This is a genomic window from Pseudomonas citronellolis (genome assembly GCF_900112375.1).
Classification (GTDB): Bacteria; Pseudomonadota; Gammaproteobacteria; order Pseudomonadales; family Pseudomonadaceae; genus Pseudomonas; species Pseudomonas citronellolis.
On sequence record NZ_FOLS01000044.1, the window covers coordinates 40,017 to 53,814 of the forward strand.

Genomic DNA, 13,798 nt, shown 5'->3' on the forward strand with positions numbered 1-13,798 from the left:
TAACTCTCTCTTTTCTCTGGAAATCCAAGACCTGCCAATGCGCCTGCTGAAGTTTCTGTGGTGGACTTGCGTCACCCTTTTTTGTGGAGTGCTGCTCGGTTTAAGTGGCGCCTACCTGTACCTGAGCCCCAGCCTGCCTTCGGTCGACGCCCTGCGCAACGTGCAGCTGCAGATTCCGTTGCGGGTTTACAGCAGTGATAACAAATTGATAGCAGAGTTCGGCGAGATGCGCCGCACACCTATCCGTTTCGCTGACATCCCGCCGGATTTCATTCACGCCCTTCTGTCGGCCGAGGACGACAATTTCGCCAATCATTATGGCGTGGACGTGAAGAGCCTTATGCGCGCTGCCGCGCAATTATTGTCGACCGGTCACATCCAGACCGGCGGCAGCACCATCACCATGCAGGTGGCGAAGAACTACTTCCTCACCAACGAGCGCAGCTTCTCGCGCAAGATCACCGAGATCCTGCTGGCCCTGCAGATCGAGCGCGAGCTGACCAAGGACGAGATCCTCGAGCTGTACGTCAACAAGATCTACCTCGGCAACCGCGCCTACGGCATCGAGGCCGCCGCCCAGGTGTACTACGGCAAGTCGATCAAGGAACTGAGCCTGGCGCAGATGGCGATGATCGCCGGCCTGCCCAAGGCGCCCTCGCGCTACAACCCGCTGGCCAACGTGGCGCGCAGCATGGAGCGGCGCAACTGGATCCTCGAGCGGATGAACAAGCTCGGCTTCATCGACCAGGCCCGCTACCAGGAAGCCGTCGCCGAGCCGGTGGGAGCTTCCTACCACGTGGCGAGCCCGGAACTGGCGGCCCCGTACATCGCCGAGATGGCCCGCGCCGATATGGTCGGCCGCTACGGCGGCAATGCCTACACCGAGGGCTACCGGGTCTACACCACGGTGCACAGCGATCTGCAGCAGTACGCCAACGACGCCCTGCGCGAAGGCCTCCAGGAATACGACCAGCGCCACGGCTACCGCGGCCCCGAGGCGCGCATGCCGGGCAAGTCGCTGGACGCCTGGCGCCTGGCGGTGGCCCAGCAGCGCCCGATCGGCGGCCTGGAGCCGGCCATCGTCACCCGCGTGGAGAAGAGCGGCGTGATGGTCGTCACCCGTGACGGCAAGGACGACACCATCAGTTGGGACAACATGAAGTGGGCCCGCCCCTTCCTCAGCAGCAACAGCATGGGCCCGGCGCCGCGCCAGCCCGGCGACGTGCTGCAGCCCGGCGACCTGATCCGCGTGCAGCGCAAGGACGACGGCGCCCTGCGCCTGACCCAGGTGCCGGCGGCGCAGAGCGCGCTGGTCTCGCTGAACCCGGACAACGGCGCCATCATGGCCCTGGTCGGCGGCTTCTCCTTCGAGCAGAGCAGCTACAACCGCGCCGTCCAGGCCAAGCGCCAGCCCGGCTCCAGCTTCAAGCCGTTCATCTACAGCTGCGCGCTGGACAACGGCTTCACCGCCGCCAGCCTGGTCAACGATGCGCCCATCGTGTTCGTCGACGAGTACCTGGACAAGGTCTGGCGGCCGAAGAACGACACCAACACCTTCCTCGGCCCCATCCCGCTGCGCGAGGCGCTGTACAAGTCGCGCAACATGGTGTCGATCCGCACCCTGCAGGCCCTGGGCGTGGAGCGCGCGCGCCAGTACATCAGCCGCTTCGGCTTCGATGCCCAGGAACTGCCGCCGAACCTGTCCATGGCGCTGGGCACCGCGACCCTCACGCCCCTGGAGATCGCCGGCGCCTGGAGCACCTTCGCCAACGGCGGCTACAAGATCAGCCCCTACGTGGTTGACCGCATCGAAAGCCGCGACGGCCAGGTGCTGTTCCAGGCCAACCCGCCCAGCGTGCCGGTGGAAGACAACCCGCAGGTCGCCGACAAGGATGCCGCGCAGCCCGTCGCCGCGCCGGTGGAGGACAACGACCCGGCCCACGCCAGGACCACCATCGAGCCGACGCCGGCCGAGCGCATCATCGACGCCCGCACCGCCTACATCATGACCAGCATGCTGCAGGACGTGATCAAGCGCGGCACCGGCCGCCGCGCCCTGGCCCTCAAGCGCGACGACCTGGCGGGCAAGACCGGCACCACCAACGACTCCAAGGACGCCTGGTTCTCCGGCTTCAACGCCGACTACATGACCACCGTGTGGGTCGGCTTCGACCAGCCGGAAAGCCTCGGCCGCCGCGAGTTCGGCGGCAACGTGGCGCTGCCGATCTGGATGCGCTACATGGGCGCGGCGCTCAAGGACAAGCCCTCGCACACGCTGCCCGAGCCCTCCGGCCTGGTCAGCCTGCGCATCGACCCGCTCAGCGGCCGCGCCGCGCCGCCGGGCACGCCGGGCGCCTACTTCGAGCTGTTCAAGAGCGAAGACACCCCGCCGCCCATGAGCGAACTGGGCAGCGGCGCGCCGGGCACGCCGCTGCCGGCCGACGAAGGCGCGCCGATGGATCTGTTCTGATCGCGAGCGCTGGTTTTACGGGAACGCCGTTCTCCTGAGGGGGACGGCGTTTTTCGTGGAACGGATCGCGGATGAATCCGCTCCTACGGCATGAGCGAACGTGGCTTTTCGTAGGATGGTGTTGAGCGAAGCGATACCCATCAGCGCAACCGCATGGGTTTCGCAAGCTCAACCCATCCTACGAAAAGCAGCTCGGCGCAGTCGGTGAGACAGTTGCTCCTACATGGGAATGGCGCGCCCTACGTCCGCGACGATTTTCCCCCAAATGGGAAAAAATTCCGAAAAGACTGATGGCAATATGCCAAGCCTTTTGATTACTCTCCGGATGCGGCGGGGGAAGGCTCCTGCGCGGTCGAACCCCATCCGATCGCCGGGAGCTTCCCGCGGCAACCCAGTCTAGGCGCCGGGAGTTCAGCCCAGTTCGCGCCAGGTCAGGTAGACGCGCAGGTCGAATTCCAACTGGTGATAGCCCGGCAGCATGTATTCGCAGAGCTGGTAGAAGGCCTTGTTGTGGTCGCGCTCGCGCAGGTGCGCCAGTTCGTGCACCAGGATCATCCTGAGGAATTCCGGCGCCGCGTCCTTGAACAGCGAGGCCACGCGGATTTCCTTCTTCGCCTTCAGCTTGCCGCCCTGCACCCGCGAGATCGCGGTGTTCAGCCCCAGGGCGCGCTGCACCACGTCCAGCTTGCTGTCGTAGAGCACCTTGTCCACCGCCGGCGCGTTGCGCATGTGCTCCTGCTTGAGCTGCATGGCGTAGGCGTACAGCGCCTTGTCGCTCTGCACCTCGTGGCGCCCGGGGTAGCGGCGCTGCAGGTACTCGCCCAGGCGGTCCTCGGCAATCAACTGGCGGACCTGGTCCTGCAGCTGTTGCGGGTAGGCCTGGAGGTAGCGGAGCGGTTGCATGGAGATCGGTTCGCGGTGACGGGGCGCGCAGTCTAGCCGATCCACGCGCCCCTTCGCAGGCTCAGTCCAGCACCACCGCCGAATAGGCTTCGGTGCGGTAGGGGAAGGCCACCTCGGCCTGGTCCTTGAGGGCCGGGTGGGTGGCGATCAGCTCGCGCAGGCGCTGCTCGACCCGCGCCTTCTGTTCCGCCGGCAGCGCGGCGATGAAGCTGATCGACATTGTCCGCGCCACTATCACCTGCTCCGCCGGGCCGACGTGGCGGTAGCTGAACTCGCGCAGCTGCAGCGGGCCGAAGGGCGCGCCGGCGAAGGCCCGGCGCCATTCGCCGGTGTGGAAGCGCGGGGTGCTGCCCTCGTAGGGCGCGACTATGTGGGTCAGTTCGGCGACCCAATCCACCCGCTCGTCGCGCACGTTCCACACCAGGCCCAGATGGCCGCGCGGGCGCAGCACACGGTGGATCTCGCGCAGCGCCTCGGGGTTGGCGAACCAGTGGAAGGCCTGGGCGCAGAGCACCGCGTCCAGGCTGGCGTCGGCCAGCGGCATGCCCCGGGCCGTGCCTTCCAGCACGCGCACGTCGGGCAGTTCCTGGTGCAGGCGCTCGCGCATGGCCGCCACCGGCTCGATGGCGGCCACCTCGGCGCCGGTGCGCAGCAGCAGGCGGGTGAACTTGCCGGTGCCGGCCCCAAGGTCGACCACCTTGCTGCCGGCATGGATGCCGAGGCTGCCGTCGAGCCAGCCGAGCAGCTCGTCGGGATATTCGGGACGCCCGTGGGCGTAGGTCTCGGCCTCCTGGCCGAAGCCCTGCTGGGCGCTGGCGTGGACGCTGTCCATGGAACGGCTCTCCTGTAGGGGATCGCCCTCCGGTATAGCACACTCAGCGCAGGCGGCAGGCCTTGCCTTCCAGGTAGTCGCGGTAGCAGGCGAGCAGCCTGGCCTCGCTGATCCGGCAGCGCTTCTGCCGGCACTGGCTGTGGAACTCGAAGCGCCCGCCGTCGGGCTCGGCGAGCTGGATGCGCAATGCCGGCCAGCCCTTGCTTGGCGCCTTCTCCGGGGTGCTCAGCAGGCGGCCTTCGCTGACCACCAGGGGCGCGCCGGCCGCGGCGTAGTCGAAGACGAACAGTAGCGAGCGCGAGGTCTTCAACGTGCACTCGGTGTGGCTCAGGCAGTTCTGCGCATCCGCCGGCAGGTCGACCGCCGGCGCTCGCGGCGCAGGGGCTGCGGCGGGTGCGGGCGTGCCGGGCGGCTGCGCGGCGCAGCCGGCGAGCAGGAACATCAGCAGGGGGATGAGCCGACGCATGGCAGCCTCTGTGTCTGGCGTGGATACGAAAGAGCCCCGCCAGGGCGGGGCTCTTCAGGGGCGGGGCCGGATCAGTTGATCTTCGGCTCCAGCTCGCCCTTGGCGTAGCGCTGGAACATGCCTTCCAGGGAGATCGGCTTGATCTTGGAGGCGTGGCCGGCGGTGCCGAAGGCTTCGTAGCGGGCGATGCACACGTCGCGCATGGCTTCGATGGTCTTGGCGAAGTACTTGCGCGGGTCGAACTCGCTCTTGTTCTGCGCCAGGAAGCGACGGATGGCGCCGGTGGAGGCCAGGCGCAGGTCGGTGTCGATGTTCACCTTGCGCACGCCGTACTTGATGCCTTCGACGATTTCTTCCACCGGAACGCCGTAGGTTTCCGGGATTTCGCCGCCGAATTCGTTGATGATCGCCAGCCAGTCCTGCGGCACCGAAGAGGAGCCGTGCATCACCAGGTGGGTGCCCGGGATGCGCGCGTGGATCGCCTTGATGCGGTCGATGGCGAGGATGTCGCCGGTCGGCGGCTTGGTGAACTTGTAGGCGCCGTGGCTGGTGCCGATGGCGATGGCCAGGGCATCGACCTTGGTTTTCTTGACGAAGTCGGCGGCTTCTTCCGGGTCGGTCAGCAGTTGGCTGTGGTCCAGCACGCCTTCGGCGCCGACGCCGTCTTCCTCGCCGGCCATGCCGGTTTCCAGGGAGCCCAGGCAGCCCAGCTCACCTTCCACGGACACGCCGCAGGCATGGGCGAAGGCCACGGTCTGCTGGGTCACGCGGACGTTGTATTCGTAGTCGGCCGGGGTCTTGCCGTCTTCCTTCAGCGAGCCGTCCATCATCACCGAGCTGAAGCCCAGCTGGATGGAGCGCTGGCACACGTCAGGGCTGGTGCCGTGGTCCTGGTGCATGCACACCGGGATGTGCGGGAATTCTTCGATGGCCGCCAGGATCAGGTGGCGCAGGAAGGGCGCGCCGGCGTATTTGCGGGCGCCGGCCGAGGCCTGCACGATCACCGGGGAGTCGGTCTTGTCGGCCGCTTCCATGATGGCGCGCATCTGCTCGAGGTTGTTGACGTTGAAAGCCGGGACGCCGTAGCCGAACTCGGCGGCGTGGTCCAGCATTTGGCGCATGCTGATGAGTGCCATGTTTTCACTTCTCCCAGGAAGTTGGGCTCGTTCTATGGTTCGACAGCCTGCCGCAGGGGCAGGCCGCATTCAAGTCTGTTGCGCCGCGCGGTTCTAGCGTGCGCGGCAGCCACGGCCGATCAGGTCGTTGCTCTCCACCCAGTAGATCAGCCCCTGCTCGCCGGTGACGCTGAAGCCGACCAGTCCATCGCTATAGAAAGCACCGGACCCGCCGGGTTCCTCCTCCAGGTGATGGACGACGTCGTCCTCGCCCAGGCGCAGGTCCACCACCGACGAGCGGGCGCCTTCGACGTAGCGCCAGATCACCACGGCGCCGCTGTCGCAGGTCCAGTGGTTCCAGCCGCCTTTGGCGGTGCCGGCGCCGCTTCCCGCGGGGTGGCTGGAGCAACCGGCCAGCAGGGCGCCCAGGGCCAGGGCGGCGAGGTAACGCTTCATCGGGCAATTCTCCCTCTCACGGCGATGCCGTATGTCCATTCAGCCCCGCGCCGCCCCAACGCCCCGGTTCAGGGGCATTTCACCGGCTTGTCGGTTGGGGGCGGACGCCGCCAGGCTTACTGCTTGGCGCGCTGCTCCAGCACTTCCACGGCCGGCAGGACCTTGCCTTCGACGAACTCGAGGAAGGCGCCGCCACCGGTGGAAATGTAGGAGATCCGCTCGCCAATGCCATATTTGTCGATGGCCGCCAGGGTATCGCCGCCGCCGGCGATGGAGAATGCCGGGCTCTCGGCGATGGCCAGGGCCAGGGTCCTGGTGCCTTCGCCGAACTGGTCGAACTCGAAGACGCCCACCGGGCCGTTCCACAGGATGGTCTTCGACGACTTCAGCAGCTCGGCGAACTGCGCGGCAGTCTGCGGGCCGATGTCGAGGATCATGTCGTCGTCGGCGACGTCGGCGATGGCCTTGACGGTGGCGGCGGCGCTTTCGGCGAATTCCTTGGCCACGACGACGTCGACCGGCAGCGGCACGCTGACCTTGGCCGCGATGGCCTTGGCGGTGTCGACCAGGTCGGCCTCGTACAGCGACTTGCCGACCTTGTAGCCGGCCGCGGCGAGGAAGGTGTTGGCGATGCCGCCGCCGACGATCAGCTGGTCGCAGATCTGCGCCAGGCTGTTGAGCACGTCGAGCTTGGTGGAAACCTTGGAGCCGGCGACGATGGCCGCCATCGGCCGCGCCGGGTTGCCCAGGGCCTTGCCCAGGGCGTCCAGCTCGGCGGCCAGCAGTGGGCCGGCCGCGGCGACCTTGGCGAACTTGGCCACGCCGTGGGTCGAGCCCTCGGCGCGGTGGGCGGTGCCGAAGGCGTCCATGACGAAGACGTCGCACAGCGCGGCGTACTTCTGCGCCAGCTCGTCGGCGTTCTTCTTCTCGCCCTTGTTGAAGCGCACGTTCTCGAACAGCACCAGCTCGCCCGGCTTGACCTCGACACCGTCGAGGTAGTCGCGCACCAGCGGCACATCGCGGCCCAGGGCCTTGCTCAGGTAGTCGGCGACCGGCTTGAGGCTGTTCTCCTCGGAGAACTCGCCCTCGGTGGGGCGGCCCAGGTGCGAGCAGACCATCACCGCCGCGCCCTTCTCCAGGGCCAGCTTGATGGTGGGCAGCGAGGCCAGGATGCGGGCGTCGCTCTTCACCACGCCGTCCTTCACCGGCACGTTGAGGTCCTCGCGGATCAGCACGCGCTTACCTTGGAGGTCGAGGTCGGTCATCTTCAAAACGGTCATGACATCAGTCCTGTCTGGGCTGGTTGTTTAACGTTCACTGGCGGCGACCCGCAGGAAGTGCCCCGCGGTGTCGAGCATGCGGTTGGCGAAGCCCCACTCGTTGTCGAACCAGGCCAGCAGGTTCACCAGGCGCGGCCCGGAAACGCGGGTCTGGCTGCCGTCGACGATCGCCGAGTGCGGGTCGTGGTTGAAGTCGCAACTGGCGTGGGGCAGCTCGGTGTAGTTCAGCAGGCCCTTGAGCGGCCCGCTGCCGGCGGCCTCGCGCAGCACCCTGTTGATCTCCGCAGCGGAAGTGTCGCGGGAAACCTGCAGGGTGATGTCCAGGGCCGAGACGTTCACCGTCGGCACCCGGATGGCTTTGGCCTGGATTCGCCCGGCAAGTTCCGGGAGCAGGCGCTCGATGCCCCGCGCCAGCCCCGTCGACACCGGGATCACCGACTGGAAGGCCGAGCGCGTGCGGCGCAGGTCCTCGTGGTGGTAGGCGTCGATTACCGGCTGGTCGTTCATCGCCGAGTGGATGGTGGTGATCGAGACGTACTCGATGCCCACGGCCTCGTTCAGCAGCTTGAGCAGCGGCACGCTGCAGTTGGTGGTGCAGGAAGCGTTGGAGACCAGCTTCTCGGCGCCGGACAGTTGCTGCTGGTTGATGCCGAAGACCACGGTGGCGTCGACGTCGGCCTCGCTGGCCATGGGTTGGGAGAACAGCACCCGCGGCGCGCCGGCGGCAAGGAAGCGCTGGCCATCGGCGCGGCTGTGGTAGACGCCGGAGCATTCCAGCACCAGGTCGAGGTCCAGCGCCGCCCAGTCGATGGCCTCGGGCTCGGCCTGGCGCAGCACCTTCACGCAGTCGCCGCCGACGTGCAGGCAGCCGTCGGCCACGCTCACCTCGCCGGGAAAGCGGCCGTGGGTGGAGTCGAAGCGGGTCAGGTATTCCAGGCTCGGCAGGTCGGCCAGGTCGTTCAGCGCGACGATGGAAAAGCCGGCCTTCGCGCCGCGCTCGTGCAGGGCGCGGAACACGCAGCGGCCGATGCGGCCGTAGCCATTGAGGGCGACACGGTAGGACGGATTCCGGGGCATTCGGGCCTGCCTAATCACAAGCCGCTCGAAAGCTGAAGGCTGAAGGCTGGACGAAACAGCAGCTCGGCGCCGCTTGTCGTCCAGCCTTCAGCCTCCAGCCTCCAGCGTCTTTTCAGTCTTCCAGGAGTTCTTCGGCAACCGCGAGCACGTTCTCGACGGTGAAGCCGAAGTGCTCGAACAGCGCCGGCGCCGGGGCCGACTCGCCGAAGGTGGTCATGCCGATCACGCGGCCTTCCAGGCCCACGTACTTGTACCAGTAGTCGGCGTGGGCGGCCTCGATGGCGATGCGCGCGCCGACCTGCACCGGCAGCACGGCCTGCTTGTAGCCGGCGTCCTGCTGCTCGAAGACGCTGGTGGAGGGCATGGAGACCACGCGCACCTGGCGGCCTTCTGCGCTCAGCTTGTCGTAGGCCTGCACGGCCAGGCCGACTTCCGAGCCGGTGGCGATCAGGATCAGCTCCGGCTCGCCGGCGCAGTCCTTGAGCACGTAGCCGCCGCGGGCGACGTTGGCCAGCTGCTCGGCGTCGCGCGCCTGGTGCGGCAGGTTCTGGCGGCTGAAGATCAGCGCCGAGGGACCGTCGTTGCGCTCGATGGCGTATTTCCAGGCCACCGCGGATTCGACCGCGTCGGCCGGGCGCCAGGTGTCCAGGTTCGGCGTCAGGCGCAGGCTGGCCAGTTGCTCGATGGGCTGGTGGGTCGGGCCGTCCTCGCCCAGGCCGATGGAGTCGTGGGTGAACACGTAGAGCACGCGCTGCTTCATCAGGGCGGACATGCGCACGGCGTTGCGGGCGTACTCCATGAAGATCAGGAAGGTCGCGCCGTAGGGGATGAAGCCGCCGTGCAGGGCCACGCCGTTCATGATGGCGCTCATGCCGAACTCGCGCACGCCGTAGAACACGTAGTTGCCCGAGGCGTCGGTGGGGGTCACGCCCTTGCAGCCCTTCCACAGGGTCAGGTTGGAACCGGCCAGGTCGGCGGAGCCGCCGAGCAGTTCCGGCAGCAGCGGGCCGAAGGCATTCAGCGCGTTCTGGCTGGCCTTGCGGCTGGCGATGGTCTCGCCCTTGGCGGCGACTTCGGCGACGTAGGCCGCGGCCTGCTCGGCGAAGTCGGCCGGCAGTTCGCCCTTGACGCGGCGCTGGAACTCGGCGGCCAGTTCCGGGTGCGCGGCCTGGTAGGCGGCGAAGCGCTGGTTCCACTCGGCCTCGCGGGCGGCGCCGGTTTCCTTGGCGCTCCACTCGGCGTAGATCTCGGCGGGGACTTCGAACGGGCCGTGGTTCCAGCCCAGCGCAGCGCGGGTGGCGGCCACTTCGTCGACGCCCAGGGCGGCGCCGTGGCTTTCTTCCTTGCCCTGCTTGTTGGGCGAGCCGAAGCCGATGATGGTCTTGCAGCAGATCAGCGTCGGGGCGTCGCTCTTGCGCGCGGTCTCGATGGCGGTCTTGATCTCGTCGGCGTCATGGCCGTCGACGTTGCGGATCACCTGCCAGCCGTAGGCCTCGAAGCGCTTCGGGGTGTCGTCGGTGAACCAGCCGTGGACCTCGCCGTCGATGGAGATGCCGTTGTCGTCGTAGAAGGCGATCAGCTTGTTCAGGCGCAGGGTGCCGGCCAGGGAGGCGACCTCGTGGGAGATGCCTTCCATCATGCAGCCATCGCCGAGGAAGGCGTAGGTGTAGTGGTCAACGATGCCGTGGCCTTCGCGGTTGAACTGCGCGGCCAGCACCTTCTCCGCCAGGGCCATGCCCACGGCGTTGGCGATGCCCTGGCCGAGCGGGCCGGTGGTGGTCTCGACGCCGGCGGTGTAGCCGTACTCCGGGTGGCCCGGGGTGCGCGAGTTGAGCTGGCGGAAGTTCTTCAGGTCCTCGATGCCCAGGTCGTAGCCGGTCAGGTGCAGCAGCGAGTAGATCAGCATCGAGCCGTGGCCGTTGGACAGCACGAAGCGGTCGCGGTCGGCCCACTGCGGGTTGCCCGGGTTGTGCCTGAGGAAGTCGCGCCAGAGCACTTCGGCGATGTCCGCCATCCCCATGGGGGCGCCGGGGTGGCCGCTGTTGGCTTTCTGCACGGCATCCATGCTCAGTGCGCGGATGGCATTGGCTCGCTCACGACGGCTGGGCATCGCTGAATCTCCTGCGGGGGCTGCTTCGATTGATCGAAGGGATGAAAAAAGGCGGCCATTTTCGCCCAGCCGGCCATCGCGGGGCAATGACAATCGGGCGGCCGGTTCCGAAGCGGCAAGCCACAAGCTCCAAGCTTCAAACTGCAAACTCCTGCGTTTGGCCCGCGCGCCCTCCCCGCCCTTGCTTGCGGCTTGCCGCTTACAGCTTGTCGCTACCTTCCGTCTCCAATATCAAAACTTTTTGATACAGCCGTTGCCACCATCCTCCCGGGGCTCTAGACTCCGCCCCCTATGAGCCTGCGCATGCCCCTGATCCGCCACGATGCCTGCGACGAGCTGGCCGCGCTGTGCAAGGCCGGCGGTGACCCGCTGCGGCTGAACGTGCTGCGGGTGCTGGCCAACGATTCGTTCGGCGTGCTGGAGCTGGCGCAGATCTTCGCCATCCGCCAGTCGGGCATGAGCCACCACCTGAAGGTGCTGGCCCAGGCCGGCCTGGTGGCGACGCGCCGCGAAGGCAACGCGATCTTCTACCGCCGCGCCCTGCCCCAGGCCGACAACCTCGGCGGCAAGCTGCACGGGGCGCTGCTGGCGGAAGTGGACGAGCTGGCGCTGCCGCCCGAGGTGGACGCCCGCGTCGCCGCGGTGCATGCCCAGCGCGCCGCGGTGAGCCGCGACTACTTCGCCCGCAGCGCAGAGAAGTTCCAGGCCACGCAGGACCTGATCGCAGGGCTGCCGCAATACCGTGAAAGTGTTCTGGCGCTGCTCGACGCACTGAGCTTCGCCCCCGGCGCCACGGCGCTGGAAGTCGGCCCCGGCGACGGCGGATTCCTCCCCGAGCTGGCCCGGCGTTTCGCGCGGGTGACCGCGCTGGACAACAGCGTGGCCATGCTCGACCTGGCCCGCCGGCGCTGCCTGGAGGCAGGGCTGACGAACGTGCGGCTGGACCTGGCCGACGCTCTGCAGGACGCCGCCGAACCGGCCGACTGCGTGGTGCTGAACATGGTGCTGCACCATTTCGCGGCGCCCGCCGAGGCCCTGCGCCAGCTGGCGCGCCTGGTGAAGCCGGGCGGCAGCCTGCTGGTGACCGAACTGTGCAGCCACGACCAGAGCTGGGCCCGCGAAGCCTGCGGGGACCTCTGGCTGGGGTTCGAACAGGAAGACCTGGCCCTTTGGGCCGATGCCGCGGGGCTCGCCCCCGGCGAGAGCTTGTACATTGGTTTACGTAATGGCTTTCAGATCCAGGTGCGGCATTTCGCCAAGCCGGATTCGCGAAGCGTCCTCACCCACCGGTAAAGACAGGAACCGTTAGATGAGCGAATACTCGATTTTCACCTCCGAATCCGTATCCGAAGGCCATCCGGACAAGATCGCCGACCAGATCTCCGACGCGGTGCTGGACGCCATCATCGCCAAGGACAAGTACGCCCGCGTGGCCTGCGAGACCCTGGTGAAGACCGGCGTCGCCATCATCGCCGGCGAAGTCACCACCTCGGCCTGGGTCGACCTCGAAGACCTGGTGCGCAAGGTCATCATCGACATCGGCTACAACAGCTCCGACGTCGGCTTCGACGGCGCCACCTGCGGCGTGCTGAACATCATCGGCAAGCAGTCGGTGGACATCAACCAGGGCGTCGACCGCGCCAAGCCCGAAGACCAGGGCGCCGGTGACCAGGGCCTGATGTTCGGCTACGCCAGCAACGAGACCGACGTGCTGATGCCGGCGCCGATCTGCTTCTCCCACCGCCTGGTCGAGCGCCAGGCCGAAGCACGCAAGTCCGGCCTGCTGCCGTGGCTGCGCCCGGACGCCAAGAGCCAGGTCACCTGCCGCTACGAAGGCGGCAAGGTGGTCGGCATCGACGCCATCGTGCTGTCCACCCAGCACAACCCGGACGTCTCCTACGCCGACCTGCGCGAAGGCGTGATGGAACTGATCATCAAGCACGTGCTGCCGGCCGAGCTGCTGCACAAGGACACCCAGTTCCACATCAACCCGACCGGCAACTTCGTCATCGGCGGGCCGGTGGGCGACTGCGGCCTGACCGGGCGCAAGATCATCGTCGACTCCTACGGCGGCATGGCCCGCCACGGCGGCGGCGCCTTCTCCGGCAAGGACCCGTCCAAGGTCGACCGTTCGGCTGCCTACGCCGGCCGCTACGTGGCCAAGAACATCGTTGCCGCCGGCCTGGCCGAGCGTTGCGAGATCCAGGTGTCCTACGCCATCGGCGTGGCCCAGCCGACCTCCATCTCGGTGAACACCTTCGGCACCGGCAAGATCAGCGACGAGAAGATCGTCCAACTGGTCCGCGAGCACTTCGACCTGCGTCCGTACGCGATCACCAAGATGCTCGACCTGCTGCACCCGATGTACCAGCCGACTGCGGCCTATGGTCACTTCGGTCGCAATCCGTATGAGCTGACCTACGGTGACGATACCTTCACCGCCTTCACCTGGGAGCGCACCGACAAGGCTGCCGCCCTGCGTGACGCGGCTGGCCTGTAAGGTTCGCCCGACGGAATAGCCCCACTCCGGTGGGCCGTTCACGGTAAGAAAGAATGCCGTTTCTCTGTCTGGGGGAAACGGCATTTTTCGTATGGGGTGGGCCATGGCTTCGCGCACGCATCCTGTTCTTCGCTCCGACCTCAATCCCATCGCGGACAGAGTCTCCTACCGCATGAGCGAGCATGGCTTTTCGTAGGATGGGTTGAGCGAAGCGATACCCATCAGCGCAACCGCATGGGTTTCGCAAGTGTTCTGCCGGGACACATAGGTAACGCCTGTCGGGACACATGGGTAACGGTTTCCCATGGTCACTCCGGCTGCCTGAGGTCGACCTGCCGGACCGTTTTGTTGATGAAAATGATGTCGAGTACGCCATCCTCCTTGGCGGGGCGGATGGCGACTCGCTCACCCGCCAGACCTTCGCTGACGAATACCATTCGGCCATCGAGGCGAATCTGGCCCTTGGTATGTACCGTCAGCACCCGCTCGCCGGGCTCGTACTCCACTTCCAGCAACTTTTCCGGGTATGGCCTGGGGCTGCTCCGGTAACGCGTCAAGGGCGGCTTCTGGCCCAGCGCCTGATGCGGAC

The 13,798-nt window shown here is 67.1% G+C and carries 11 protein-coding genes and 1 pseudogene; 3 read left to right on the plus strand and 9 right to left on the minus strand.

What is annotated here, in order from left to right:
* The first annotated feature begins 37 nt into the window (after positions 1-37).
* Entirely contained in the window at positions 38-2,470 is a 2,433-nt protein-coding gene (locus tag BM060_RS29285; protein WP_074985602.1) for a penicillin-binding protein 1A, read from the plus strand.
* Positions 2,471-2,881: 411 nt separating this feature from the next.
* Here the strand turns inward: BM060_RS29285 and BM060_RS29290 are convergent, their stop codons facing one another.
* From BM060_RS29290 to tkt, 8 genes are all read right to left on the minus strand, one after another.
* Entirely contained in the window at positions 2,882-3,373 is a 492-nt protein-coding gene (locus BM060_RS29290) for a M48 metallopeptidase family protein (protein ID WP_074985605.1), read from the minus strand.
* A 61-nt stretch (positions 3,374-3,434) separates the two neighbouring features.
* Positions 3,435-4,205: a class I SAM-dependent methyltransferase gene (locus BM060_RS29295; protein ID WP_074985607.1), complete on the minus strand. Its 771-nt coding sequence runs from the start codon at positions 4,203-4,205 to the stop codon at positions 3,435-3,437.
* Positions 4,206-4,248: 43 nt separating this feature from the next.
* Entirely contained in the window at positions 4,249-4,671 is a 423-nt protein-coding gene (locus tag BM060_RS29300) for a hypothetical protein (protein ID WP_074985610.1), read from the minus strand.
* A 71-nt stretch (positions 4,672-4,742) separates the two neighbouring features.
* Entirely contained in the window at positions 4,743-5,807 is a 1,065-nt protein-coding gene (gene fba, locus BM060_RS29305; protein ID WP_074985612.1) for a class II fructose-bisphosphate aldolase, read from the minus strand.
* Between the two features lie 93 nt (positions 5,808-5,900).
* Positions 5,901-6,242, minus strand: a complete 342-nt coding sequence (locus BM060_RS29310) for an MliC family protein (protein WP_074985615.1) — start codon at positions 6,240-6,242, stop codon at positions 5,901-5,903.
* Positions 6,243-6,358: 116 nt separating this feature from the next.
* Positions 6,359-7,522, minus strand: a complete 1,164-nt coding sequence (locus BM060_RS29315) for a phosphoglycerate kinase (RefSeq protein ID WP_074985618.1) — start codon at positions 7,520-7,522, stop codon at positions 6,359-6,361.
* 27 nt (positions 7,523-7,549) lie between these two features.
* Complete coding sequence (gene epd / locus BM060_RS29320) at positions 7,550-8,599, minus strand: erythrose-4-phosphate dehydrogenase (RefSeq protein WP_074985620.1); 1,050 nt, start codon at positions 8,597-8,599, stop codon at positions 7,550-7,552.
* A gap of 112 nt (positions 8,600-8,711) precedes the next feature.
* The gene (gene tkt, locus BM060_RS29325; protein ID WP_074985623.1) at positions 8,712-10,709 is read right to left on the minus strand and encodes a transketolase; all 1,998 of its coding nucleotides are present in this window, start codon (positions 10,707-10,709) and stop codon (positions 8,712-8,714) included.
* Positions 10,710-11,000: 291 nt separating this feature from the next.
* Between tkt and BM060_RS29330 the strand changes: the two genes are divergently transcribed.
* Together BM060_RS29330 and metK are read left to right on the plus strand one after the other, a co-directional pair.
* On the plus strand, positions 11,001-12,002 hold the full coding sequence (locus BM060_RS29330) for an ArsR/SmtB family transcription factor (RefSeq protein WP_074985626.1): 1,002 nt from the start codon (positions 11,001-11,003) through the stop codon (positions 12,000-12,002).
* 16 nt (positions 12,003-12,018) lie between these two features.
* Complete coding sequence (metK, locus tag BM060_RS29335) at positions 12,019-13,209, plus strand: methionine adenosyltransferase (protein ID WP_058070747.1); 1,191 nt, start codon at positions 12,019-12,021, stop codon at positions 13,207-13,209.
* A gap of 308 nt (positions 13,210-13,517) precedes the next feature.
* Here the strand turns inward: metK and BM060_RS33085 are convergent.
* Positions 13,518-13,798: pseudogene (locus BM060_RS33085) on the minus strand (IS481 family transposase); the annotation flags it as partial.